The organism is Aureimonas glaciei (assembly GCF_014643375.1).
GTDB classification, from domain to species: Bacteria; Pseudomonadota; Alphaproteobacteria; order Rhizobiales; family Rhizobiaceae; genus Plantimonas; species Plantimonas glaciei.
The window spans coordinates 319,025-343,362 of record NZ_BMJJ01000004.1 but is presented as its reverse complement, the minus strand read 5'-3'; the positions used below and the strand labels follow the sequence as shown (position 1 = coordinate 343,362).

Annotated in this window: 24 protein-coding genes and 1 tRNA gene; 10 read left to right on the top strand and 15 right to left on the bottom strand. The window is 69.1% G+C overall.

All coding sequences use genetic code 11. The features are described 5' to 3' along the window. Positions 1 to 70: 70 nt before the first annotated feature. Both IEX88_RS10880 and IEX88_RS10875 read left to right on the top strand, forming a co-directional pair. Positions 71 to 145, top strand: a tRNA-Glu gene (locus IEX88_RS10880). A 239-nt stretch (positions 146 to 384) separates the two neighbouring features. Beyond that, on the top strand, positions 385 to 1,254 hold the full coding sequence (locus IEX88_RS10875) for an SH3 domain-containing protein (protein ID WP_188850628.1): 870 nt from the start codon (positions 385 to 387) through the stop codon (positions 1,252 to 1,254). Between the two features lie 149 nt (positions 1,255 to 1,403). Here IEX88_RS10875 and greA read toward each other — a convergent pair whose 3' ends face one another. The 6 genes from greA to IEX88_RS10845 form a co-directional block, all read right to left on the bottom strand. Then, positions 1,404 to 1,883, bottom strand: a complete 480-nt coding sequence (gene greA, locus IEX88_RS10870; protein WP_188850627.1) for a transcription elongation factor GreA — start codon at positions 1,881 to 1,883, stop codon at positions 1,404 to 1,406. A gap of 126 nt (positions 1,884 to 2,009) precedes the next feature. Further along, positions 2,010 to 3,800 (bottom strand): single-stranded-DNA-specific exonuclease RecJ, encoded by a 1,791-nt coding sequence (gene recJ, locus IEX88_RS10865; protein ID WP_188850780.1) that lies wholly within the window; start codon positions 3,798 to 3,800, stop codon positions 2,010 to 2,012. Between the two features lie 88 nt (positions 3,801 to 3,888). Beyond that, positions 3,889 to 4,878 carry a class II fructose-bisphosphatase gene (gene glpX / locus IEX88_RS10860; protein ID WP_188850626.1) on the bottom strand — a complete coding sequence of 330 codons (990 nt, stop codon included), beginning with the start codon at positions 4,876 to 4,878 and terminating at the stop codon, positions 3,889 to 3,891. Positions 4,879 to 4,981: 103 nt separating this feature from the next. Continuing rightward, positions 4,982 to 6,286, bottom strand: a complete 1,305-nt coding sequence (locus IEX88_RS10855) for a homoserine dehydrogenase (protein ID WP_188850625.1) — start codon at positions 6,284 to 6,286, stop codon at positions 4,982 to 4,984. A 124-nt stretch (positions 6,287 to 6,410) separates the two neighbouring features. Beyond that, positions 6,411 to 7,631 (bottom strand): LL-diaminopimelate aminotransferase, encoded by a 1,221-nt coding sequence (locus tag IEX88_RS10850; RefSeq protein WP_188850624.1) that lies wholly within the window; start codon positions 7,629 to 7,631, stop codon positions 6,411 to 6,413. Between the two features lie 121 nt (positions 7,632 to 7,752). Further along, the gene (locus IEX88_RS10845; protein WP_188850623.1) at positions 7,753 to 8,151 is read right to left on the bottom strand and encodes a hypothetical protein; all 399 of its coding nucleotides are present in this window, start codon (positions 8,149 to 8,151) and stop codon (positions 7,753 to 7,755) included. A 169-nt stretch (positions 8,152 to 8,320) separates the two neighbouring features. Between IEX88_RS10845 and IEX88_RS10840 the strand changes: the two genes are divergently transcribed. From IEX88_RS10840 to IEX88_RS10825, 4 genes are all read left to right on the top strand, one after another. Then, entirely contained in the window at positions 8,321 to 10,189 is a 1,869-nt protein-coding gene (locus IEX88_RS10840) for a PHA/PHB synthase family protein (RefSeq protein ID WP_188850622.1), read from the top strand. A 159-nt stretch (positions 10,190 to 10,348) separates the two neighbouring features. Continuing rightward, positions 10,349 to 11,200: a type I methionyl aminopeptidase gene (gene map, locus IEX88_RS10835; RefSeq protein WP_188850621.1), complete on the top strand. Its 852-nt coding sequence runs from the start codon at positions 10,349 to 10,351 to the stop codon at positions 11,198 to 11,200. Between the two features lie 4 nt (positions 11,201 to 11,204). Next, positions 11,205 to 11,993: a RadC family protein gene (gene radC / locus IEX88_RS10830; RefSeq protein WP_188850779.1), complete on the top strand. Its 789-nt coding sequence runs from the start codon at positions 11,205 to 11,207 to the stop codon at positions 11,991 to 11,993. A 168-nt stretch (positions 11,994 to 12,161) separates the two neighbouring features. Next, on the top strand, positions 12,162 to 13,211 hold the full coding sequence (locus tag IEX88_RS10825) for an endonuclease/exonuclease/phosphatase family protein (RefSeq protein WP_188850620.1): 1,050 nt from the start codon (positions 12,162 to 12,164) through the stop codon (positions 13,209 to 13,211). Between the two features lie 97 nt (positions 13,212 to 13,308). Here IEX88_RS10825 and IEX88_RS10820 read toward each other — a convergent pair whose 3' ends face one another. The 3 genes from IEX88_RS10820 to IEX88_RS27260 form a co-directional block, all read right to left on the bottom strand. After that, complete coding sequence (locus tag IEX88_RS10820) at positions 13,309 to 13,590, bottom strand: usg protein (protein WP_188850619.1); 282 nt, start codon at positions 13,588 to 13,590, stop codon at positions 13,309 to 13,311. A gap of 152 nt (positions 13,591 to 13,742) precedes the next feature. After that, positions 13,743 to 14,222: an SDR family NAD(P)-dependent oxidoreductase gene (locus tag IEX88_RS10815; RefSeq protein WP_373289569.1), complete on the bottom strand. Its 480-nt coding sequence runs from the start codon at positions 14,220 to 14,222 to the stop codon at positions 13,743 to 13,745. A 74-nt stretch (positions 14,223 to 14,296) separates the two neighbouring features. Continuing rightward, positions 14,297 to 14,461, bottom strand: coding sequence for an SDR family NAD(P)-dependent oxidoreductase (locus IEX88_RS27260; RefSeq protein WP_210319261.1), 165 nt, complete (start codon positions 14,459 to 14,461; stop codon positions 14,297 to 14,299). Between the two features lie 233 nt (positions 14,462 to 14,694). On the opposite strand from IEX88_RS27260, the gene IEX88_RS10810 reads away from it, so the two are divergent. After that, positions 14,695 to 15,687, top strand: coding sequence for a bifunctional helix-turn-helix transcriptional regulator/GNAT family N-acetyltransferase (locus tag IEX88_RS10810; RefSeq protein ID WP_188850618.1), 993 nt, complete (start codon positions 14,695 to 14,697; stop codon positions 15,685 to 15,687). Here IEX88_RS10810 and IEX88_RS10805 read toward each other — a convergent pair. From IEX88_RS10805 to IEX88_RS10780, 6 genes are all read right to left on the bottom strand, one after another. Next, the gene (locus IEX88_RS10805; protein ID WP_188850617.1) at positions 15,684 to 17,336 is read right to left on the bottom strand and encodes an NTP transferase domain-containing protein; all 1,653 of its coding nucleotides are present in this window, start codon (positions 17,334 to 17,336) and stop codon (positions 15,684 to 15,686) included. The two genes, IEX88_RS10810 and IEX88_RS10805, sit on opposite strands and share 4 nt — an antisense overlap. Further along, entirely contained in the window at positions 17,333 to 18,031 is a 699-nt protein-coding gene (locus tag IEX88_RS10800) for an XdhC family protein (RefSeq protein WP_188850616.1), read from the bottom strand. The genes IEX88_RS10805 and IEX88_RS10800 overlap by 4 nt, the downstream gene beginning before the upstream one ends. Further along, positions 18,031 to 18,381, bottom strand: coding sequence for an XdhC family protein (locus tag IEX88_RS10795; protein ID WP_188850615.1), 351 nt, complete (start codon positions 18,379 to 18,381; stop codon positions 18,031 to 18,033). The genes IEX88_RS10800 and IEX88_RS10795 overlap by 1 nt, the downstream gene beginning before the upstream one ends. 80 nt (positions 18,382 to 18,461) lie before the next feature. Next, complete coding sequence (locus IEX88_RS10790) at positions 18,462 to 19,712, bottom strand: vWA domain-containing protein (protein ID WP_188850614.1); 1,251 nt, start codon at positions 19,710 to 19,712, stop codon at positions 18,462 to 18,464. Beyond that, a complete protein-coding gene (locus IEX88_RS10785; RefSeq protein ID WP_188850613.1) occupies positions 19,709 to 20,644 on the bottom strand; it encodes an AAA family ATPase in 936 nt (311 codons plus the stop codon). Before IEX88_RS10785 ends, IEX88_RS10790 begins: the two co-directional genes overlap by 4 nt. A 96-nt stretch (positions 20,645 to 20,740) precedes the next feature. Next, positions 20,741 to 21,229: a flavin reductase family protein gene (locus IEX88_RS10780; RefSeq protein ID WP_244640078.1), complete on the bottom strand. Its 489-nt coding sequence runs from the start codon at positions 21,227 to 21,229 to the stop codon at positions 20,741 to 20,743. 195 nt (positions 21,230 to 21,424) lie between these two features. On the opposite strand from IEX88_RS10780, the gene IEX88_RS10775 reads away from it, so the two are divergent. From IEX88_RS10775 to IEX88_RS10765, 3 genes are read left to right on the top strand one after another with little or no spacing between them, the layout of a single operon-like run. Next, positions 21,425 to 22,519 carry an ABC transporter substrate-binding protein gene (locus IEX88_RS10775; RefSeq protein WP_188850612.1) on the top strand — a complete coding sequence of 365 codons (1,095 nt, stop codon included), beginning with the start codon at positions 21,425 to 21,427 and terminating at the stop codon, positions 22,517 to 22,519. Positions 22,520 to 22,523: 4 nt separating this feature from the next. Next, positions 22,524 to 23,525, top strand: a complete 1,002-nt coding sequence (locus tag IEX88_RS10770; RefSeq protein WP_244640038.1) for a P1 family peptidase — start codon at positions 22,524 to 22,526, stop codon at positions 23,523 to 23,525. A gap of 40 nt (positions 23,526 to 23,565) precedes the next feature. Continuing rightward, entirely contained in the window at positions 23,566 to 24,294 is a 729-nt protein-coding gene (locus IEX88_RS10765; RefSeq protein WP_188850610.1) for a DUF2259 domain-containing protein, read from the top strand. The last annotated feature ends 44 nt before the right edge of the window (positions 24,295 to 24,338 follow it).

Genomic DNA, 24,338 nt, shown 5'->3' with positions numbered 1-24,338 from the left:
GAGTTTTATCCACAAGCCGAGGCGCTTGGTCTTGCGATCCCCGCCGAAGCCCCCTATACACCCCTTCGCTGCGCCCATCGTCTATCGGTTAGGACGCCACCCTTTCACGGTGGAGAGAGGGGTTCGACTCCCCTTGGGCGTACCAAGATTGCAGTGACGGCCTACGAGCGCCCGCCCTTTCGAGGGCGGGCGTTTTCGTTTTCGGCGCAAGCGGGCACCGCGCGTGTCCGGTCGCTGGGGAAAGCTGGAGAACCTCGGGGCCGCGTACCGAGACGGCCCTGGCCCTGCCTTCGCAGCACCGGGCGCTACGCCGGCGCAGAAGACCAAAAATTAACCCCGATCCGCGACGATCCCGCCATCGTCGTCAGGATTCGGGACAGGCCCTTGGCTCGCAAGACAAGCACCAGAAAACCGGCTCCTCGGCGCCGCGCTCCGGCCAAGGGCAGAGGCAAGCCGAAGCGCTCCTTCGCCGCCTTCGGCTGGATGGCGGCGGCGGCGCTCGGGCTGGGCTGGATGGTGTCGGACGGCCGGCCGCTGACCTATGCCAGCGCCCTCCTGTCGCCGACGCCGGCCTCGACGCGGCTGGCGGCTCGGCCGGAGCGTGCCGCCGCACCAGTACGCCCCGAGATCCGCCGCGAGACCGTTCAGGCCGCGCCGCCTGCGGTGAAACCGGCGCCGCGTCCCGGCGCGCCGGACCGTGTGCGCGTCGCCGCCCTGCCCGCCTCGACCGCGGCCACCCCGCGGCCGGCACCGCGCCTCGGTCCCCTGGAGATGCCGGGCGACAGCGCTCCGTCGGTCCGTGCCGCCAGGCCTGCCCCGCCGAAGCCTGCCGCGCCCCTGCAGGCTGCTGCATTGCAAACGGCGTTACCAGCAGTCGCGGCACGGGCGACGCCGGGCATGGCGCCCGCCGGCAGCGAACACCACGCCACCCGTCGCCTGCCGATGCGGGCAGCGCCCGAGGAGAAAGCGCGCGTCCTGGCAAGCATCGACAGCGGCACCGAGGTTCGCGTGCTGCGCGCCGAGGGGCCCTGGCGCTACGTCACCAGCCGCAGCGGCGAGGGCTGGGTCGACGGCACCTATCTGGCCGGCGAGACGTCCGCCTCCCCGCAAACCTTCATCCAGAGACCGGCCGGACCGCCCCGCGAGATGATGGCCGTGCTCGCGCCCTTCTCGCCGACGGAAGACCGCCAGGCCCCGGTGCGCGCCACCGGCCCCCACACGCGGCTGCCACCGGCAGCGATCAGCAGCCGGTAGGCGCGGCACAGGGCCAAAAGCGGCCGCCCCGGCTAGATCTCAAAGCGCCTGAAACGAAAGGGACGGGAGAATCCCGTCCGTTGGTACTCGATGATGGATCATCGCTCGGCATCGGACCGCTTAGCGCGGCCTCCCGAGTCTGGCGGAAGCTAGCCGTCCGCCGTCTCGATCGCGACCACCTCGGCCTCGCCCGGACCAGCGACCACGACGTCGCCGACATGCTTACGTGCCAGGCTCCGAGCCAGCGGGGAGACATAGGAGAGAAGTCCCTTCGTGGGATCCGCCTCGTCCTGCCCGACGATCTGAAAAACCTGACGACGCCCGTCGTCGCGCTCGATCGTCACCCGGCTGCCGAAATGCACCTCCTCGGCGCCGGGAATCGTGTCGATCACCTCGGCAGAGGCGCGCCTGGCATTCCAGTAGCGCAGATCGCGATTGATCGTGGCCACCGCCGTCTTGTCGTCCTCGGCCTTCGCCTTGGACAGGGCGCCGTTCAGCTGATCGATCTCCGCTTCGATCAGCTGCAGCCCGCGCGCCGTGACGAAATTCGGCTCGGCACTGACCTCGCGGTCGGGCAGGGTTTCCACTGCTTGCGTGTCGTTGGGTTCGCGGACGAAGGCGACGCTCATATGTCAAAAATCCTCTTGAAGTGACCTTGATAAGTAGGCGTTATCGGTCGGTTTTCAAGCGTTGACGACGTCGATCCGCAGGTGACGAAGGGTTATGGCGCTGCACCCGCCGGCTCTGGCAGCGCGTCAATCAAAGGCCTCGGCGACGTCGGTGATGCGGAAGCCGACGGTTTCCCGGCCGCGGTAGCGGTCGAGAGTCACGCAGCCGGCGACATGCACCGGCCCCTGCCCGCGCGAGAGCAGCCGCCGCCCGATGTCGGTCTCCTCGGCGCGGAAAGCGATGGCCGAAATGCTGGCGCCGTCCATCGCCTTCAGCGTCACCCGGACATGACCATTGCCGACGACGCCGGCCGACTCGATCCGGTGCCGCGGCAGCGCCAGCAGCGGCTGCGCATGGCCGGCACCGTACGGCCCGGCACTCTCCAGCCGCTCCACCAGCGCAGTGGTCAAGCCCATGGCGCTGACCGCGCCGTCGATCTTCAGCGTGTCGGCCTGCCGCAGCTGGTCGACGACGGAGCCAGCATGCGCCTCGGCGAAGGCGCGGAAGTCACCGAGGCGATCGCGCGGGATGGTAATGCCGGCGGCCATGGCGTGGCCGCCGCCCTTGACCAAGATGCCCTCGTCCACCGCCTCGCGCACCAAGCGCCCGAGGTCGAAGCCGGCGATCGAGCGGCCGGAACCGGTGCCCCGGCCACTGCCGTCGAAGGCGATGGCGAAGGCCGGGCGTCGGTGGCGCTCCTTCAGCCGCGCCGCAATCAGTCCGACGATGCCGGGATGCCAGTGGTCGCGGGCGCTGACGAGGATCGGCGGCCCCTCGCCGCCGCCGATCTCGGCGGCGATCTCGTTCTCGGCCTGCTGCAGCATGACCCGCTCTATCGCCTGCCGCTCCTCGTTGAGGGCATGCAGCTGTTCGGCGAGCAGCGTGGCATCGTTCTCGTCGGCGATGGTGAGCAGCTTGACGCCGAGATGCGCCTCGCCGATGCGCCCGCCGGCATTGATCCGGGGACCGAGGATGAAGCCGAGATGATAGGTGTCGATCGGCCCGGAAATGCGGGCGATGCGCGCGAGCGCGCTGAGGCCGACGTTCTTCTGCTGGCGCAGCATGGCCAGTCCCTTGACCACCAGCGCCCGGTTGAAGCCGGCGAGCGGCACCACGTCACAAACGGTGGCCAGCGCGGCGAGATCGAGCAGCGCCAGCACGTCCGGCAGGTCGGCGCCCTTGCGGCCACGCCGGCGCAGCTCGCGCGAGACGGCGACGAGCGTCAGGAAGACCACGCCGACGGCGGCCAGATGCCCCTGCCCCGACATGTCGTCCTGGCGGTTCGGGTTGACGATGGCGAGCGCCGGCGGCAGCAGCGGTCCGGTCTGGTGGTGGTCGAGTACGACGACGTCGCAGCCGGCGACCCGCGCCACGTCCAACGCCTCGTGGCTGGTGGTGCCGCAGTCGACGGTGACGATGAGGCTCGCTCCGGCCGCGATCAATCCGGCGATCGCCGGCGCATTGGGTCCGTAGCCCTCGGTGATGCGGTCGGGAATGTGGACGTCGGCCTCGATGCCGAAATGGGCGAGATAGCGCACCAGGAGCGCCGCCGAGCAGGCGCCGTCGACGTCGTAGTCGCCGAACACGGCGACCCGCTCGCGCCGCTCCACCGCGTCGGCGATGCGGCTGGCGGCCTTGTCCATGTCGGTCAGCGTCGAGGGATCGGGCATCAGGTCGCGGATCGACGGCGAGAGAAAGCCGAGCGCAGCGTCGGCCGAAACGCCGCGCGCCGCCAGGACCCGCCCGACGATCTCGGGCAAGCCGTGGTCCTGCGCGATCCGGAGCGCCACCGCCTCTGCCCGGGGATCCAGCGCATGCACCCAGCGCCGGCCGCCGATCGAGCTTTCGACGGCGAGGAACGTCCTGTGGCTGCTCACCGCGCGAAGGCGATCGCCGACGGCGGCGGCAAGCGGTTGGGCGGGGCGGATCGGCGGTCTCTGGCGCACGGCATCGCGACGGGCATGGTCAAAGGCCGAGCTTGGTCCGGTCAAAATGCTTGGCGCGGATCTCGCGCACCGTGCGCGAGACGGAGCGCATGACGACGGTGTGGGTTTCGATGCGGTCGCGGTAGAAACGCACGCCGTCCAGCATGTTGCCGTCGGTGACGCCGGTGGCGGCGAAGATCACGTCGCCGCGCGCCATGTCGTCGAGGGTGTAGATCCGGGTGGGATCGGTGATGCCCATCTTCTCGGCGCGCGCTCGCTTCTCGTGGGTGTTGAGCTGCAGGCGGCCCTGCATCTGGCCGCCGGTGCACAGGAGCGCCGCCGCGGCCAGAACGCCCTCGGGCGCGCCGCCGGTGCCGATGTAGAGATCGATGCCGGTCTCCTCGGGATCGGTGACGTGGATGACGCCGGCGACGTCGCCGTCGCCGATCAGCCGGATCGCGGCACCGGTCGCGCGCACCTCCTCGATCAGCCGGGCATGGCGCGGCCGGTCGAGGATGCAGACGGTGATCTCGCCGACCGGCACGCCCTTGGCCTTGGCGAGCGCGGCGACATTGGCCTCCGCCGGACGGCCGAGCTGGACCGTCCCGTCGGGATAGCCAGGGCCGATGGCGATCTTTTCCATGTAGACGTCGGGCGCGTTGAGGAGACTGCCGCGCGCGGCGACCGCGATCACCGAGAGTGAGTTCGGCAGGTTCTTAGCGCAGATCGTCGTGCCCTCGAGCGGGTCGAGGGCGATGTCGACCTTCACGCCCCGCCTTGTGCCGACCTCCTCGCCGATGAACAGCATGGGCGCGGCATCGCGCTCGCCCTCGCCGATGACGATGCGGCCGTCGATGTCGAGGCAGTTCAGCTCCGACCGCATGGCGTCGACCGCCGCCTGATCCGCCGCCTTCTCGTCGCCGCGCCCGCGTAACATGGCCGCGGCGACGGCGGCCCGCTCCGTGACGCGGGCGATCTCGATGGTCAGGACCCGGTCCAGGCCGTCCAGCCTGATCGTGGTGTCGTTCATGGAAGCTCTCCCTCCCGCTGGAGGCGGATATGCTGAGTGTTCATGCCGACAGTACATGAAGCGGCTGTGTCACGCCGACCGATTGTGCCGAGGTGGCCAAGGGTCAGTCGAGCGTCTCGATGCGGATCATCCGCGGCTCGCCCGCCAGGTGCCCGTCACGCGACACCGCCTCGAGCGCCTTGCGGACGGCCGCCTCCGTCGTCTCGTGGGTGATCAGCACCACCGGCGTCGTCTCGCCGTCGCCCTGTCCGGTCCGCCGGCGCTGCACGATCGAATCGAGCGAGATGGCGCTCTCGGCCATGCGCCGGGCGATCGAGGCGAAGGCGCCGACCCGGTCGAACACGGTGAGGCGGATGTAGTAGCCGCCCTCATGCGCCCGCATCCGCGCCCGCTTGTAGGGCTGGAGGCTCGCCGGCGCGACGCCGAGGGTCGGGATCGAGGTGCCGGCAGCGAGGTCCAGGATATCGGAGAGGACGGCGGAGGCCGTTGCCTTGCCGCCGGCGCCGGGGCCGGCCAGGAGGATCGAGCCGAGCAGGTCGCTGTCGACCGCCACAGCATTGGTGACGCCGTCGATCTGCGCCAGGGCCGAGGCGATCGGGATCATCGCGGGGTGGACGCGCTGCTCGATGCCGCTCTCGGTGCGCTGCGCGACGGCGAGCAGCTTGATGCGGTAGCCGAGTTCGGCAGCCGCGGCGATGTCGTCGTTGGAGACGGCGGAGATGCCCTCGATGAACACTGATTCGAGGTCGATCTCGCAGCCGAAAGCGAGCGAGGTGAGGATCGCCAGCTTGTGCGCGGCATCGAAGCCACCGATGTCGAAGGTCGGATCGGCCTCGGCATAGCCGAGGCGCTGGGCGTCCTTCAGGCAGTCCTCGAAGGCGATGCCCTCCTTCTCCATGCGCGTCAGCATGTAGTTGCAGGTGCCGTTGAGGATGCCGTAGACGCGGCTGACCGCGTTGCCGCGCAGGGCCTCGCGCAGGGTCTTGATGATCGGGATGCCGCCGGCGACGGCCGCCTCGAAGAGGATGGTCGTGTTCTTGCGCTGGGCGAGCTTGGCCAGCGACACGCCGTGATGGGCGAGCAGCGCCTTGTTGGCCGTGACCACCGGCAGGCCGCGGTTGAGGGCGGCCTTCACCGCGTCGGGGGCGGCGCCCTCGGAACCGCCGACGAGTTCGACGAAGACGTCGATGTCCGCCTTGGCGGCGAGCTCGACCGGATCGTCGAACCAGGCAAAGCCCGAAATATCGACGCCGCGGTCCTTCGAGCGGTCGCGGGCCGAGACGGCGGCGATCTCGACCGCGCGGCCGGAGCGCTTGGCATAGATGTCGGTTCTGTCGACGATCAGTCGCGCCAGCGACGCGCCGACCGTTCCGAGCCCGGCGATGCCGAGCCTCAACGGGCGAGCCATGATGTTCCTTGCTTCGTTTGTTCGCGGGCCCCTTGCCGCGACGGCGCGCGGCGGGACCCTATGCTGTTCACAGACCATGCCGGGGCGACAGGAGGCCGCCGCCGGAATTCGACGATCGGACCGCTCAGGCGGTCGCGACGAGAGGAGCGCCGTTCTGCCCGGCTTCCGCCCCCGGGGCAAGGAAGCGCTTGATGTTGCGCGCGGCCTGGCGGATGCGGTGCTCGTTTTCGACGAGGGCGATGCGCACGAAGTCGTCGCCGTGCTCGCCGAAGCCGATGCCCGGCGCCACGGCGACATCCGCCTTTTCGATCAGAAGCTTGGAGAATTCCAGCGAGCCCATCGCCTTGAAGGCGGGCGGGATCGGCGCCCAGGCAAACATGGTCGAGGACGGCGCCGGAATCGGGAAGCCGGCCCGGCCGAAGGAATCAACCAGCACGTCGCGCCGATGCTTGTAGATCGCCCGGACATCCTGCACCGCCGCGTCGCCGGCGTTCAGCGCCGCCGTCGCCGCCACCTGGATCGGCGTGAAGGCGCCGTAGTCGAGATAGGATTTTACCCGCGCCAGGGCGGCGATGAGGCGCTCGTTACCGACGGCAAAGCCCATGCGCCAGCCCGGCATCGAGAAGGTCTTCGACATCGAGGTGAATTCCACCGCGACATCGATCGCTCCCGGCACCTGCAGGATCGACGGCGGCGGCGCCCCGTCGAAGAAGATCTCGGCATAGGCCAGATCCGACAGGATGATGATCTCGTGCTTCTTGGCGAAGGCGACGACCTCCGCGTAGAAATCGAGGTCCGCCTCGTAGGCCGTCGGGTTGGACGGGTAGTTCAGAATAATCGCCAGCGGTTTCGGGATCGAGTGCCGCACGGCGCGGTCTATGGCGGCGAGCTGCTCGTGGTCGGGCTTGGCCGGAATCGAGCGGATGGTGCCGCCGGCCATCAGGAAGCCGAAGGCGTGGATCGGATAGGTCGGATTCGGGCACAGCACCACGTCGCCCGGCGCCGTGATCGCCTGCGCCATGTTGGCGAATCCCTCCTTCGAGCCGAGGGTCGCAACCACCTGGGTGTTCGGGTCGAGCTTCACGCCGAAGCGGCGCTCGTAGTAGGCGGCCTGGGCCTTGCGCAGCCCGGCAATGCCCTTGGAGGCGGAGTAGCGGTGGGTGCGCGGGTCGCGGATCGCCTCGCAGAGCTTGTCGACGACGAAGGACGGCGTCGGCAGGTCGGGATTGCCCATGCCGAGATCGACGATGTCGGCGCCCTTGGCGCGGGCCCCGGCCTTCAGCCGGTTCACCTCCTCGAAAACGTAGGGCGGCAGCCTGCGGATCTTGTGAAACTCTTCCGTCATGTCCTGTCCTGGCCAGCTCGTCCGGCGTCGCTGACGGCCGGAAGGATGCGAAGGGTCTGATGCCGCACGCTCGCCCGCCTTTGGGCCGCGCAGCGAAATTTCGGCGGGGTCGCGGCCGCCGCTAGTTGGTGCCGGTATCGCCGTCGGGTCCGCCCGTGGCAACGGCTGCGTCGACGTCCTGCCGGGTCTTCAACCGCAGCGCATTCGCTTCGGCAAGCTGGCGCGCATAGTCGGCATCCGCGGTGGCACCCTCCGTGCCCTGGCCCGCCTGCGCGCCCTGGAGACCCGAGCGCTCGGCGTTGACCTCGGCATCGGCAAGCTGCGGCGCGGCGGAACTCGGAAAGGCCCCGAGCAGGGGATAGCCATCGGGGCCGCGCCGCTGCGTCGAGGGCCCGGAGTCGATCGGCGCCCTTTGCGCCACCTTCGAGGGGCCTTCCGGACGCATCAGCGGTGCACAGCCGACAAGCGGTAGGACGACGAAAATCGCCAGGAGGCTCGCCCCGCGCAATGCGTTGATCATGGTCTTCCCGTCGTCCTGTCCTGTCGAACCCTCGTCATAGCCCAAAGCAGGGGCGGCGCAAAGGCGATCGTCGGTGCGGGAAGATTTCCGACCAAAAGCCGTCCGGGTCCGTCGCCGAGGCTGACCAAGGCCGCCGGTTTGTGCTTTCCTGTCGGCGGAGGAACATGCCATGGCAGCCAACGAGCCGAACGGCCCCGATCTTTCCGGTATTCAGCCGGACGATTCCTATGTGGTGAAGGACCCGGAAGCCTTCGCGCGCAACATGGCACGCGTGATCGAGCAGCTTGGAAAGGCGGCCTCGGCCTGGGTCGAGCCGCGGGAGAAGGGCGAGATCGTCGACGAGGGTCCTGTCGGCATTCCCGACATGATCACCACGCTGTCCAAGGTGTCGCAGTTCTGGCTGGGCGATCCCGCCCGCACGCTGGAGGCCCAGACGCAGCTCTTCGCCGGCTATTTCGGCATCTGGGGCAATATGATGCGCCGGATGGCGAGCGCGGCGGCACTACCGGAGACGCCGGCCATGCCGCCGGCCGCGCCCGCCAGCACCTCCTCGGCCACCACCGACAAGCGCTTTCGCGACGAGGAGTGGAGCCGCAACCTGTTTTTCGACCTGATGAAGCAGGTCTATCTGACGACGTCGCACTGGGCCGAGGGCCTCGTCGCGCGCACCGAGGGTCTCGATCCGCACACCCGCGACAAGGCCGCCTTCTACGTCACGCAGCTGTCGAACGCGCTGTCGCCCTCGAACTTCATCATGACCAATCCGGAGGTCTATCGCGAGACGGTTCGCACCAACGGCGCCAATCTCGTGCGCGGCATGCAGATGTTCGCAGAGGACATGGCCGCCGGCCACGGCAACCTGAAACTGCGCCAGGCCGATCCGACCCGCTTCGAGGTCGGCCGCAACATGGCGGTGACGCCGGGCAAGGTGGTGGCGCAGAACGGCATCTGCCAGATCCTGCAATACACGCCGACGACGGAGACGGTGCTGAAGCGCCCGCTGGTCATCGTGCCGCCCTGGATCAACAAGTTCTACATCCTCGACCTCAACCCGGAAAAGTCCTTCATCCGCTGGGCGGTGGCCGAGGGCCACACGGTCTTCGTCATCTCCTGGGTCAATCCGGACGAGCAGCACGCCGCCAAGGACTGGCGGGACTACATCCACGAGGGCATCCTGTTCGCGCTGTCGACCGTGGAAAAGGCGACCGGCGAGCGCGAGGTCAACGCCGTCGGCTACTGCGTCGGCGGCACGCTGCTCGCGGCCGCTCTCGCCTATCTCAAGGGACTGGGCGACGAGCGCATCCGCTCGGCGACCTTCCTGACCACGCAGGTCGATTTCACCCATGCCGGCGACCTCAAGGTCTTCGTCGACGAGGAACAGCTGGCGTCGCTCGCCAGCAGCATGGAGACCAAGGGCTATCTCGACGGCTCGCGCATGGCGACGGCCTTCAACATGCTGCGCTCTGGCGAGCTGATCTGGCCCTATTTCGTCGACAACTATCTCAAGGGCAAGGATCCCCTGCCCTTCGACCTTCTGTACTGGAACGCCGATTCGACGCGCATGCCGCGCGCCAACCATCTGTTCTACCTGCGCAACTGCTATCTGGAGAACCGGCTGTCCAGCGGCCGCATGGAGATCGGCGGCCAGGCCATCGACCTCGCCAGCATCGACGTGCCGATCTACAATCTGGCGACCAAGGAAGATCACATCGCGCCGGCGCTCAGCGTCTATGTCGGCAGCCGGTATCTCGGCCCGAACGTGACCTTCGTCCTCACCGGCTCCGGCCACATCTCGGGCGTGGTCAATCCGCCGGACCGCGGCAAGTACCAGTACTGGACCGGCCCGGCGCCCTCGAAGGAGATACCTTATGAGGGTTGGCTCGAGCAGGCCACGGAGACGAAGGGGTCCTGGTGGCCGCACTGGCAGGCCTGGATTAAACCCCTCTCCGGCGAGCGGGTGAAAGCGCGCAAGCCGGGCGGCCGCCGGCTGAAGCCGATCGAGGATGCGCCGGGTTCCTACGTCAAGGTCAGGGCCTGAGGGCCCGCCTGACGGCCTCGGCAGCGGCCGCCGGTGGACACGCGATGGGGTGCCGAGCGCCCGGACAGTGCCGGCGGCTTGAAGATCGGCCGCTTGGATGCGACATCAGGCTAACAGTGTGAACACCGGCCCGCAGCCACAGGACGAACCCAAGACCCCATGACCAGCTATCTCGAAGCCGAACTCTCGCCCGCGCGCAACACCGGCGCCATCCGCCTCTACGACGCGGAGGCCTTTGCGCGCATGCGGCGGGCCTGCCAGCTCACTGCCCGCTGCCTCGACAGCCTGGCCGCGCTGGTCAAGCCCGGCACGACGACGGAAGAGATCGACGCGCACGTCTTCCGCTTCGGGATGGAGGCGGGAGCGCTGCCGGCGACGCTGAACTACCGCGGCTACATGAAGAGCGTCTGCACCTCGATCAACCACGTCGTCTGCCACGGCATTCCCAACGACAAGCCGCTGCGCGAAGGCGACATCGTCAACATCGACGTCACCTTCATCCTCGATGGTTATCATGGCGACGCCTCGCGCATGTATCTCGTCGGCAACGTCAAGCGCGCCGCCGAACGGCTCTGCGAAGTGACCTACCGCTCGCTCGAGCTGGCGATCGCCGAGGTGAAGCCGGGCAACCACATGGGCGACATCGGCGCGGCGATCCAGGTCTATGCCGAGGCCGAGCGCTGCTCGGTGGTGCGCGATTTCTGCGGCCACGGCGTCGGCCGCCTGTTCCACGACGCGCCCAACGTCCTACACTACGGGCGCCGCGGCGAAGGCGCCGAGATCCGCCCCGGCATGATCTTCACGATCGAGCCGATGATCAATCTCGGCAAGCCGCATGTGAAGGTGCTGCCCGACGGCTGGACCGCCGTGACGCGCGACCGCACGCTCTCGGCCCAGTACGAGCACACCGTCGGCGTCACCGAGACGGGCTGCGAGGTGTTCACGCGGTCGCCGGGCGGGCTCGAAGCGCCGGGCCTTGCCCTCGCGGACGCTCTCGCGCCGATCGCCTGAGCCGATGGGGGGCGGCGAGGCCGACGACGACTGGATCCCGGGCCTCGACGAGAGCAAGTCCGCGCTCGCCGCCGGGACGCCGAACGCCGTCGCCGCCGATAAGGCCACCGCCGGCAAGCCCGCCAAGCACCATGACGGCCATCGCGACCGGCTGCGAGAGCGCTTCTCCGAGGCCGGCGCGGCCGCCTTGGCCGACTACGAACTCCTGGAACTCGTCCTCTTCCGCACCATTCCCCGGCGCGACGTCAAGCCGCTGGCGAAAGCGCTGATCGCGCGCTTCGGCACCCTGTCGGAAGTTTTGAACGCGCCGCTGCGCCGCCTCGGCGAGGTCGGCGGCATCGGCCCGACGACGGCGCTCGACCTGAAGCTGATCGCCGCGGTCAACGAGCGCGCCATGCGCTCGGCGCTGAAGTCGCGCGAAATCCTGTCGTCTTGGGCGCAGGTGCTCGACTATTGCAAAGCGGCGATGGCCTACGAGACGCGCGAGCAGTTCCGCATTCTTTTCCTCGACAAGAAGAACGCCCTCATCGCCGACGAGGTACAGCAGACCGGCACCGTCGACCACACGCCGGTCTACCCGCGCGAAGTGGTCCGGCGCGCCCTCGAACTGGCCTCGACCGCAATCATCCTAGTCCATAACCACCCCTCCGGCGACCCGACCCCGTCGCGGGCCGATATCGAGATGACGCGCACGATCATCGACACGGCCAAACCCCTCGGCATCGCCGTCCACGACCACATCATCGTCGGCCGCTCCGGCCATGCCAGCCTGAAGGGGCTGAAGCTGATCTGACCCGAGGCGGCGGCCGGTGCCGCCCAAGCGTCCGCCCCGCCCATCGCCCCGAACAGGCTGACTTCCGTCACGGAATGCGCTTTACAGCGCGAGGCTTCCAGCCTTACATTTCCACCCGTCCAGGTTGTCCGGCAACGAAAACCGTGATGGCAGGAGGGAGCGCCGGTCATGGCGGATGTCAGCTTTACGAATTTCAATCTCTACAATCTCAACCGTCCTGGCCTGAAGCTCTACAAAAATTCCCGGCCGTGGACCGAGGGCGAATACGCGGCCAAGATCGATTTCAGTGCCCGGATGCTGAAACTCCTTGCTGCGGACGTCTATGGGTTCCAGGAACTCTGGCATGCCGGCGCGCTGGCCGACATTCTCGCCGCGGCCGGTCTCAGCGAGGAATTTACCCTGCTGGCGCCCGAGGGCCATGCCGGCGGCAAGATCGTCTGTGCCGGCGCTGTCCGCTCCAGCCTGCTGGTCGGCGAGCCCGAGTGGATCGAAAAGTTTCCGGAGAGCTTTCGGCTGAGTAGCAGCGGCGACGACAAACAGACCAGCCACATCGCCGTCAGCCTCGACACGTTCTCGCGGCCGGTGCTGCATTTCACGATCAAGCCCCAGGCCGATGAGCTGCCGATCCACGTCTTCGTCTGTCACTTCAAGTCGAAGGGGCCGACCCAGATCTTTCGCGAGCCCTGGTACGACAACGACGTCTATTCCAGGCACGCCGAGGCCATCGGCGGCGGCCTGTCGACGATCCGCCGCACGGCAGAGGCGACGGCGCTGCGCATGATCCTGACCGACCTGATGAAAGGGACGCACGAGCCCGTCGTCGTGCTCGGCGACGTCAATGACGGCCTGCTCAGCAATACGCTGAACATCCTGACCGGCCAGCCCCGCTACCTCATGGGATTTTCCACGGGCGGCGGCGACGCCGACCTCTATACGGCGCAAACCCTGCAGCAGTATCGCAGCACGCGCGATGTCTACTACACGCACGTCTTCAACAACGAGCGCGAGTCCCTCGACCAGATTTTGGTCAGCGAGGAATTCTACGACAACAGCCGGGACCGGGTGTGGAAGTTCGTGGAGCTGGTCGTGCAGAACGACCATCTGAACTTCAAGGACCACCGCGCTCTCGGCACCAACGACCACGGCATCATCCGCGCGACGTTCCGCCATGCGCCGCTCAAGCAGGAAGTGGCGAAACCGCCCGAGCCCGGCGACTGAGCGCCAGGATTCGCGGTTGGCTTCGGGCTTTCTGCCGTGATCGTGCGGAATCAGCTGCGTGAAGCCGCAGGCAGGGTCGCAGGAAAGGCGTCCCCGCTCAGTGCAGATGGCCGAGGTCGCGCACCAGGCGGACCTCGCGCGGCGCGATCAGCCCGGCATGCATCACGCGCACCGAATGGATCACCGCCTCGATCTCGCGTTCCCAGTGATCGAGAAACCGTTTGAGGCGCGGATAGTCCGGCGCGAGATCGGCGAACTGCCAGTGGAAGGTCTGCAGCAAGGCCGGGTGGTCGGGCATCCTGTAGAGGACTTCGGCGGTGGTGATCCCGTAGCCGTCCAGCATCTTCTGGAAATCGGGGTCTGCGACACGCGACTGCATCGACATTCTCCTTTGCGACGCCGGCAGGGAGGCCGGGCAACAAAAGGCTGCGCCTGTTTGGTTAACGAAATCATAACGCTGCCACCCGATTAGGCAAGCGCTCCGTTCGCCTGGATTACTGTCAGTTCAGGCCTTCTACGGCAGGAAGAGCGTCAGCCTTTCACCCGCAGGGTCGAGCGGCCGCCATCGATGCCGATGACCTGGCCGGAAATCCACCCGCCCTCCGGCGACAGAAGGAGGGCGGCCATCGCCGCCATGTCATCGGCGCGCCCGAGCCGCGGAATCGGATGCATCTTCGCCACCGCCTCGGCCATCTTTTCCGATGCGGCGATCTTGGCGCCGAGGGGCGTGTTGGTCAGCGACGGCGCGATGGCGTTGACCCGGATCGACGGGGCGAGTTCGGCCGCCAGCGAACGCACGAGGCCGACCACCGCCCCCTTGGCCATCGCGATCGAGGCATGGGCGGCAAATCCCTGGTCGACCGCCACGGACGAGAACAGGACGATGCTGGCGCCTTCTTCGGCAGCCTTCAGCGCCGGCAGGCAGGCCTGAATCACTTTCGCAGCACCCAGCGCGTTCACCTGGAAATCGTGTAGAAAATCCGCCTCCGTCAGGCGGTCGAACGGCTTCAACGTGATCGTGCCGACGGCGTAGACGAGGCCAGCGAGAGCCGGCCCGGTTGCGGCCGAAAACGCCTCGGCATCCGTCAGCGCATCGCCGACGACCGCCGTAGCCCCGAGTTCGCCGGCCAGGCCTCGATCGCGTCCGCCTGGCGCCCGGTCAGGACGAGATCGTGCCCCTCGCGCGCCAGCCGTCGGGCCAGTGCCTCGCCGATTCCCCCGTGTGCCCCGACGATCAGATACCGTGCCATGCTCATCCCTCCGCTTCGCGCCTCAAATGCACCGAATGCCGGCGTCTTCAACCGTGACAAAGCGCGCGCACGGGTTCGCGGCCAGCGGTCGCGCTCAGGCCGGGCCGGCCGTCACGGCGCGAAGAGGCTGGAAGACGACAGCAAAGCGAAAAAGACGGCCTGTCCGGGTGTATCGGTTGACATTGTCAACTAATGGGGAGGAGATGGCGGTGGGTTTTCACCGGATTTGCGCCATGCCGAACGCCGAACACATTGCCGTCATCCGCGCCTTTAACCGCTTCTACACCCGCCAGATTGGTCTCCTCGAGGAAGGCCTCCTGCATTCGCCCTTCACGCTCGTCCAGGCGCGGCTGATCTACGAGATCGCGACGCGGGAGGGACTGGCCGCCAGTGACCTTTCGGCCGATCTCGGCATGGACCCGGGCCTTCTCAGCCGGATGCTGAAGACGCTGGTCGCCGAGGGGATCGTCGAGCGGCTCGTCTCGGACGCCGACCAGCGCCGCGCCGAACTGTGGCTGACCGAGAAGGGGCACGCCGCCTTCGCAGAGCTGGATGCCGCCTCCGTGCAGTCGATCGCGGCATGGCTGTCGGCGCAGTCGGACGAGGAATGCCAGCGCATGGTCGCCGCCATGGCGGAACTGCGCCGCCTCATCGAGCGCCGACCGGCGGAGATCGTCCTGCGGGCGCCGGCCGTCGGCGATCTCGCTCTCGTCACCCATCGCCAGTCCCTGCTCTACGCAGAGGAATACGGTTTCGACGCGGGCTACGAGGCGCTCGTCGCCCGCATCGTCTCGGACTTCGTCCAGAATTTCATTCCCGGCCGCGAGGGCTGCTGGATCGCCGACAGCGCGGGCACCATCGCCGGCTCTGTCTTCGTCGTCCGCCAGAGCGAGACAGTCGCCAAGCTCCGGCTGCTCTATGTCGAGCCTGCCGCCCGCGGACAGGGCCTCGGCGCACGCCTCGTTGACGAAGCGGTGCGCTTTGCCACCGCCGCCGGATACCAGACGATGACTCTGTGGACCAATTCCGTGCTGGTATCGGCACGCCGGCTCTACGAAGCGGCCGGCTTCACACTCGTAGCAGAGGAGCCGCACCACAGTTTTGGCCAGGACCTCGTCGGCCAGACCTTCGAGAAAAGCCTAGCCGCATCACGTCTTCTCCCACCGGATCACGGCGGGGACGCCATTGCAGGGGAAGGGGAAATCCGGGAAAGGCAGCGAGGCTAACCGGCCAGAACGCCGCCCGCCTCCTGCAGCGCTTCCGGCGTGTCGACATCGAGGCTGGCGGCGCGGCCCAGGTCGACGCCGCGGATCTCGGCGGGATGCGCGTTCATGAGGTCGCGGGCGCCGACATCGCCGCGCAGCGCCTCGATCTCCCTGATGTGGCAGGCACCGAGGATCACCGGATTGCGGCGTTTCCCGGCGTCGGTCGCCACCACGATCGAGCCCTCGCCCTCGGCGACGAAGGCCGCGATCAGCCGGTCGAGGTCAACAGCGGTGACGAGCGGCTGGTCGGCCAGCATTACCAGCACGCCGTCGGCCGATGGGGCCGCGGCGAAGGCCGCGCGGCTACCGGCGATGACCGAGGTCGACAGTCCCTCGGCAAAGTCCGGGTTCTCGACGATCTCGACGTCGAGACCGCTCAGCGCCGCCACGATCTCTTCGCGCCGGTTCCCGACCACCACGCGCACGCGCCGTGCGCCGCTCGCCAGCGCCACCTCGGCCGAGCGACGGACCAGCGGCACGCCGCCGAAGGTCGCCAGGAGCTTGTTCGGTCCGCCCATGCGGCTCGACCGCCCGGCGGCCAGCAGCGCGACGTCGACCACCGGCGGGGGGCCCGCCTGTGGCGCGATGCCGACGGCAGGGGCGGCCGGCGGCGCGGCGCGCTCGCGCGGCAGGGGACGCGTGGCGATCTCCATCAAGAGGCCCCCGACGCCCATGCCGCGGATATCCTCAGGACTCACCTGAAGATCAGCCAGCAAGCGATTCAGAATCCAGTCGAATCCATTCTCCTTCGGACTGCGGGCGCAGCCCGGCGCGCCGATCAGCGGTCGGCCGGCGACCTCGCCGAGAAGGAGGAGATTGCCCGGATCCACCGGCATGCCGAGATGGCGGACGTGCCCCCCGGCCGCCACCACGGCGGCGGGGATGACATCGGCTTCGTCGATTACCGCCGAGGCGCCGAAGACGACGACGAGATCGGCATCGGCGACCGCGGCGATCGCCCCCGCCAATGCGCCGGTCTCGTGCGCGCAGCGCTGCTCGCCGCAAAGCGTCGCTCCCGCCCGCGCCAGCCGCGCCGCCAGCACGGCGGCGGTCTTGTCGAGGGCGCTTTTCTTCAGCGCCGGCAGTTCGGTCTGGATCAGCGCCACCCGCTGTGGCCGGTAGGGCGCGACCCGGAAAGCCGGCCGGCCCGCGACGATCGCCGCGGCCCGCTCGACGGCGCTGCCGGCGACTGCCAGCGGAATGATCTTCACGGTCGCCACCATGCGCCCGGCCTCGACGGGTTCGTACTCGCCGAGCGTCGCCAGGGTGATGCCGGGATCGACCGCGTTGATTCTGTCGACGAGCCCGCGGTCGGGCAGGAACAGGCCGTCCGCCGCGGCGAAGAAATTCACCCGCCCGGTGCCGGCCGCTCCCACCGAGACCTGGGCGCCGGCCACCACGCCGCCGAGGCGCGAGGCGGCCTCGTCCTCGGTGAGGTCGCCGGGCGCCAGCCGGGCGACCACGACATCGCCGATGCCCGCAGCGCGAAGCGCCTCGATGTCCGCCGCCGAGAGGCGCGTGCCCTTGGCCAGCCGCCCGCCGGCGAGCTTCTGGCCATGCGCCAGGATCGCGCCCTCGGCATCCCCAACGGCAACCGGCCCAAACTTCACGCCGCCCTCGCCTGATCCGCCGTCATGCCGCGACGGCGCAGAGCCCGGATGATCGAGCCGAGCACCGCGACGGCGATCTCCGCCGGCGTCGCCGCGCCGATGTCGAGGCCGATGGGCGCCTCGATCGGCGCGCCGTCGACGCCGGACTCCGATAGGCGCGTCATCCGGGACGCATGCGTCTTCCGGCTGCCGAGCGCGCCGACATAGAAGCAACCGGCCGACAGCGCCGCGCGCAGGGGCAGGTCGTCGATCTTGGGATCGTGGGTGACGGCGACGAGCGCGGTATAGGCGTCGAGCGGCCGGGCCTTCAGCACGTCCTCCGGCCATTCGGCGGTCAGGGCCACGTCGGGAAAGCGCTCGGGCGTGGCGAAGGCGGTGCGCGGATCGACGATCTCGACGTCGAAGCCGGCCAGCCGCGCCATCGGCGCCAGCGCCTGGCTGATGTGCACCGCGCCGATCACCACGATGCGGGCCGGCGGGACGTGGACGTTGAGGAACACCTCGCCGCTCTCGGTCTTCACCATGCCGGATTTTCCGGAGCGGAACGCGGCGCCGAGCGCTTCGGCCAGCGGGTCGCCCGGTGCATCGCTCTCGCGCACCAGCCGCTGCGCCCCGGTGGCGATCTCGGTGACGACGATGGCGGCGCGCCGCGCCGCGCGCTCGGCGTTGAGGTCCTGCAGAAGCGAGAGGCGCATCAGACCGCCGTCCCGGCCGCGATCGGCTCGACCATGACGCGGATCCGCCCGCCGCAGGAGAGACCCACCCGCCAGGCGGTCTCGTCGGCGACGCCGAATTCCAGGAGCCGCGGCGTGCCCGAGTCGATCACCTCGACCGCCTCGGTGACGACAGCGCCCTCGACGCAGCCGCCGGAGACCGAGCCCTCGAAATTGCCGTCGGCATCGATGACGAGATGGCTGCCGGTCGGGCGCGGGGCCGAGCCCCAGGTCTCGACGACGGTGGCGAGCGCCAGGCGCCGTCCCTCGCCGGCCCAGGCTTCCGCGGTCTTCAGCACGTCGAGATCGACGAGGGGGGAATGATCGGCCATGGCGCGTTCTCCTTCGGCAGCGGCCAGGCCCAGAGCCCGGTCAGATCAGGCCGCAAACCGGCCTCTCGACATAGATAGGATCAGGCCGCCATCGCCGCATCGGCCGCGGCCAGCCATCGCCGCGGATCGGTGTCCGCCCCGCCGGTGCCCGACAGCGCCGCGCAGAGGTCGGCCATGGCATCCAGCGAATGCACCGAGCGGAACTCGTCGACATGCGGCAGCATCGCCCTCACCCCGCGCGCCCGCGCCGAAAAGCCGTCAAAACGCAGGAGCGGGTTCAGCCAGATCAGCCGCTTGCAGGATTTGTGCAGCCGCCCCATCTCGGCGTCCAGCGCGTCGATGGAATCGCGCTCCAGCCCGTCGGTAATGATCAGCCCGACGGCGCCCTGCGTCAGCACCCGGCGCGACCAGACATGGTTGAAGACGTGCAGCGCCTCGGCGATGCGCGTGCCGCCCGACCAGTCGCGCACGGCGCCGGCACATTCCTCCAGTGCCGCGTCGGGATCGCGGTGGCGCATTTGCCGCGTCACATTCGTCAGCCGCGTGCCGAACAGGAAAGTGTGGACGTTGCGCCGGTTCTCGGTGAGAGCATGCAGGAAATGCAGGAAAATGCGGGTGTACTGGCTCATCGAGCCGGAAATGTCGGCGATGACGACGAGCGGCGGGTGCACCTCGCGGCGCGACCGGAATTTCGGCAGGATCAGCTCGCCGCCGGTGCGCATCGACGCCTGCATCATCTTGCGCGGATCGATGCGCTCGCCGCGCGGATCGCTGCGGTAGCGCCGCGTCTTGCGATAGTCCGCCGGCAGCCGGAGTGCGGCGATCGCCGTCTTTGCCGCCTCGATCTCGGCCACCGACATCTGCGCGAAATCCTTCGCCCGCAAGACCTCGTTGCCGGAGACGGTGAGCCGCGCGTCGACCTCGATCTCGGGTTTCTCGCGCGTCTTCTCGTTGCGCTTGGCGCCTTCGAACAGCGCATCGGCGACGCGGCTTTCGCCGGCGCGCTTCTTCTCCGCCTTCGCCTCGCGCGGCGGCGCCGTGGGCGAGAACATCGCGATCATCTTTTCCAGGAGCTCGCGCGAGCGCCAGAACAGCCGGAACGCCTCGTCGAAGACGGCGTCGTCCTCGCGCCGCGTCACCAGCACGCAGTGCAGCGTCCAGTAAAAATCCTCGCGGGTCGTCAGCCCCGCCGCCTCGACCGCGGCGATGGCGTCGAGCGTCGCCGCTGGGCCGAGCTTCAGCCCGGCCTTGCGCAGAGTGCGTGCGAAAAAAGCGATGTTGTCGGCGAGCTTGCCCCCGGCGACGGCGACCGCGGGCGCGACCGCCGTCATGGCGCGGCCGCTCCCCCCGCAGCGAGACTGCGCTTCACCTCGGTGAGGATCGTGCGGCCCTCGCCCTGCTCGATCCGCGCGATGTCGTCCTGGTACTTCAGGAGCACGCCCAGCGTGTCGGAGACATGCGCCGGGTCCAGCGCCACGGCGTCGAGCTCGGTCAAGGCATTCGCCCAGTCGATCGTCTCGGCGACGCCCGGCGCCTTGAACAGGTCCATGCCGCGCAGCTTCTGCACGAAGGCAACGAGTTCGGCGGCGAGCGCGGCATTGGCGCCCGGCGCCTTGCGACGGACGATCTCCAGCTCGCGCTCGGCGGCGGGATAGTCGACCCAGTGGTAGAAGCAGCGCCGCTTCAGCGCGTCGTGGATCTCGCGGGTGCGGTTGGTGGTGATGATGACGATCGGCGGCTCGGCGGCCCGGATCGTGCCGAGCTCGGGAATGGTCACCTGGTTGTCCGACAGGATTTCGAGCAGAAAGGCCTCGAAGGCCTCGTCGGTGCGGTCGAGTTCGTCGATCAAAAGCACCGGCGCGCGGCCGGGCTCGCCCTCCAGCGCCTGCAGGATCGGCCGGCGAATGAGGAACCGCTCGGAAAAAATCTCCGAGCGCATGGCGTCGCGCGAGACGTCGCCGGAGGCCTCGCGCATGCGGATCTCGATCATCTGCGCGGCGTAGTTCCACTCGTACAGCGCCGAGGCGACATCGAGCCCCTCATAGCACTGCAGGCGGATCAGCGGCCGGTCGAGCGCCGTAGCGATGACTTTGGCGACCTCCGTCTTGCCGACGCCCGCCTCGCCTTCGAGGAAGAGCGGGCGGCCCATCTTCAGGGACAGGAAGAGCACGGTCGAGAGCGCCCGGTCGGCAACATAGTTCTGGCCGTCGAGCAGCGACTGGGTCGCGTCGATCGACGACGGAATCTTGTGGTGGTCGGTCACGATCGGTTTCCCCGGACATCTGCGAACTCGGCTCCCCAGATATGCCCTGCTGGCGCCGCTTCGCAAGGCTCGCCTCGACGGGCGACCCGCCGGACGTCAGATCCGGTGATAGGCCCGGCCGTGATAGACGAGCGCGGGCCGGTCCGGGCCGAGATGCATGGCCTGGACCTCGCCGATCATCACCCGGTGCGTGGCGACGATGCGCGAATCGATCAGCCGGCAGTCGAAGGAGACGAGCGCATCCTCGAGGACGGGTGCGCCGGTGACGCGTTCGCCCCAGTGTCCCAGCGCGAACCGTTCCTCCGGCGTCAGGCCACCCTCGCCGGCAAAAGCACGGGCGAGCCCTTCCGAATCGGCCGCCAGGAGATTGACGGCGAAGCAGCCGTTCGCCTCGAACCGCTGGTTGGCCTCGTTGGATGTGTTGAGGCAGACGAGGAGGGTCGCCGGGTCGTCGGAGACCGAGGCCACGGAGGTCACGGTCACGCCCCGCCGCCCGGCCGCGCCGTCCGTCGTCACGATGTGGACCGCCGCGGCAAACCGGCTCATCGCCTCGCGGAACGCGCCGGCCTCGATCGTCGAACTCATCAGCAAGTACACCGTCCTCGTCCCTGTCGGTCGCGGCCTATGGCCACCGGAGCCTGAACATAGGGTCTCGCGCCGCCTTTGACACGCGCGCGCCCTCCCTTGCATGTCTCGGGCCGCGCGAAAAGGCCGGCCGGCCGGCAGCACACCGCCGCGGCGCATCTCGATATCGCCCGCGAAGCCGGCTAGACTGCCGCAATGAACGCATCGCGCCCTCTCCTCGCGGCTCTCGCCGCTGCCACGCTCCTCGCGGCGCCCAGCGCGGGCCGCGCCCAGGAGGCCTCGGCGACGGGCGATGTCCGCATCGGCATCGCCGCGCCGCTCTCGGGCTCCGCGGCGATTCTCGGCGAGCAGGTGCGCGCCGGGGTGAGAGCGGGCATGGAAGCGACCGGGGGCGCCCCTCCCGTCGAAGCCGACACCGAATGCGCTGCCGGTGCCGCCGCCGAGGGAGCCCGCGCGCTCGTCGCCGCGAAGGTCGACGCCGTCGTCGGCTTTCTCTGCACCGAAGCCCTGGAGGCGGCGCTGCCGATCCTGACGGCGGCGAAGATCCCGGTGATCACCGTCGGCGTGCGCGCCAACCGCTTCACCGACACGCGGGAAAAGACCGGCGCCCTGGTCTGGCGACTCGCCCCGCGCGCCGGCGCCGAAGCCGATGCCGTGGCCAAAGATCTCGCCGCACGCTGGCATGACGTGCCTTTCGGCCTCGTCGACGACGGGTCGATCTATGGCCGCGGACTCTCCGACGCGGTGCGCAGCCGTCTCGAGGCCGACGGCCTGCGAGCCGCCAGCATCGAGAACTATCGCCCGGCCGAGGAGAAGCAGTTCGGCCTCGTTCGCCGCATCCTCGCATCCGGCGTCACCCATCTGTTCATCGCCGGCGACCGGCCCGATATCGCCATCATCGCCCGCGACGCGGCCTCGCTCGATCTCGAGCTCGACATCGTCGGCGGCGAGACCCTGCTCGACGAGGCGACGCCGGACGTGCCGCTGCAGCGCGGCGTCCACGCCATCGCGCTCAGCAACCGCTTCGAGACGATCACCGCCGCTTCCGGCGCCGCGCCGGAAGCGCGACAGGGCTATTTCGGCCCCGCCTTCGCGGCGGCCGAGATCGCCGCCGCCGCCACCCGCTTCGCCAGCAAGGAATCGCGCGAGGTCGCCGAGATTCTGAACGAGCAGACTTTTGCCACCGCGCTCGGACCGGTGCGCTTCGATGCCGTCGGCGATTCCAGCCTCGATCTCTTCCAGGTCTTCCGCTTCGACGGCGAGGATTTCGTGCCAGAAGCCGGAGGCTGAACGCTTGAGCTTCTGGACGCCCGGCCCCCGCAATCTCATCACCGACATCGCCGGCCTCAGCGTCGGCAATGCCCATGACGAGGGCCTGCAGAGCGGGGTCACGGCGATCGTCTGCGCCGCGCCGACGATCGCCGCCGTGCATGTCCAGGGCGGCGCGCCGGGAACGCGCGAGACGGACCTCCTGGCACCGGAGAACACCGTCGCTGCCGTCGACGCGCTCGTGTTGTCGGGTGGCTCGGCTTTCGGCCTGGACGCGGCCTCCGGCGTCCAGGCCTTCCTGCGCGAGCAGGGGCGCGGCTTTGCCGTCGGCGACCACCGCGTGCCGATCGTCCCTGCCGCCATCCTCTTCGATCTCGGCGCCGCGGGCGAGACGCGCTGGGGGCGCTATCCGCCCTATCGCGAGCTCGGCCACGCCGCGGCGACGGCGGCGGGCGCCGACTTCGCGCTCGGCAGCGAAGGCGCCGGCACCGGCGCCATCACCGCCCGCTTCAAGGGCGGACTCGGCTCGGCCTCTGCGGTGCTCGCCAACGGCGTCACCGTCGCCGCCCTCGTCGCGGTCAACGCGCTGGGCTCGCCGACCATCGGCCACACCCGGAATTTCTGGGCGGCGCCCTTCGAGCACGGCGAGGAGTTCGGCGGCCTCGGCCTGCCCTCGCCGTGGCCGGCCGATGCCGCCGATCCCGTGACGAAATTCGGCCCGGCCGCCGGCGCCAACACCACGATCGGCGTCATCGCCACCAACGCCGTGCTCGACACCCCGCGCGCCAAGCGCCTCGCCATCGCAGCCCATGACGGCTTCGCCCGGGCACTCTGGCCGGCCCATACCGACTATGACGGCGACCTCGTCTTCGCGCTCGCCACCGGCGGCAGCGACGTGACGCCCTCGCCACTGGAGGCAATCGAGCTGGCCGCCGCGGCCGCCGCCGTCATGGCCCGCGCCATCGCCCGGGCGATTTATGCCGCCACGCCGCGCCCCGGCGACCGCCGGCCGGCCTGGCGCCCATAGACGGAGTCAGGAACACCCATCAACCCAGAAAGGACAGACCATGCGCCCACGCCATGCCTTTCTCGCCATCTGCCTCGGCGCCGCGATGCCGCCCGCGGCCGTCGCCGGGGATATCGCGACTCTGGAGCCGATCGGCTTTTCCGCCGATGGCCGGATCTATGCTTTCGAGCAGTACGGCATCCACGACGGCTCGGGCTTCCCCTACGCCAAAATCATCGGCCTCGATCTCGTCACCGACAGCTTCGTCAAGCCGACGCCCGTCAGCATTGAGGGCACCGACGAGCAGCAGGACCTCGCCGCCATCCGCAAAAAGGCGCGCGTCGCGGCGGCGCCGATGTTGCAGAAGCTCGGGGCGAAGCCGAGCGCCGGCGCCGTCGTCGCCGACAATCCGGTGACCGAGCTCTCCGCCGACCCCGCCCGTCTCGCCTTCCTGCCGCGACCGATCGAACCCTCGCCGGACCGGCCGATCGAACTCCGGTTGAAGCGGCTCCCCTTCGCGACGGCGCCCGGCTGTGCCGGCGTGACCGGCGAGGATTTCGCCGGCTTCAGGCTGACCCAGACGGGCCCGGGCAAGGGGACGAAGGTCCTGCACGAGGACAAGGCGATCCCCAAGAGCCGCGGCTGCGCGCTCGACTACCGGCTGTCGCGCGTCATCGTCTTTCCCGGTGGCGAGGCGGCGACACGCGCGGTGGTGCTCATCGCGGTGAAAAGCATCGGCTTCGAGGGGCCGAACATCGACTTCGTCGCCTACCCCGTCCCGCTCGACTGAGCGCTGCGGTCCAGCAACGTTGAGGCGCCCGGCCGGCTCTGTTA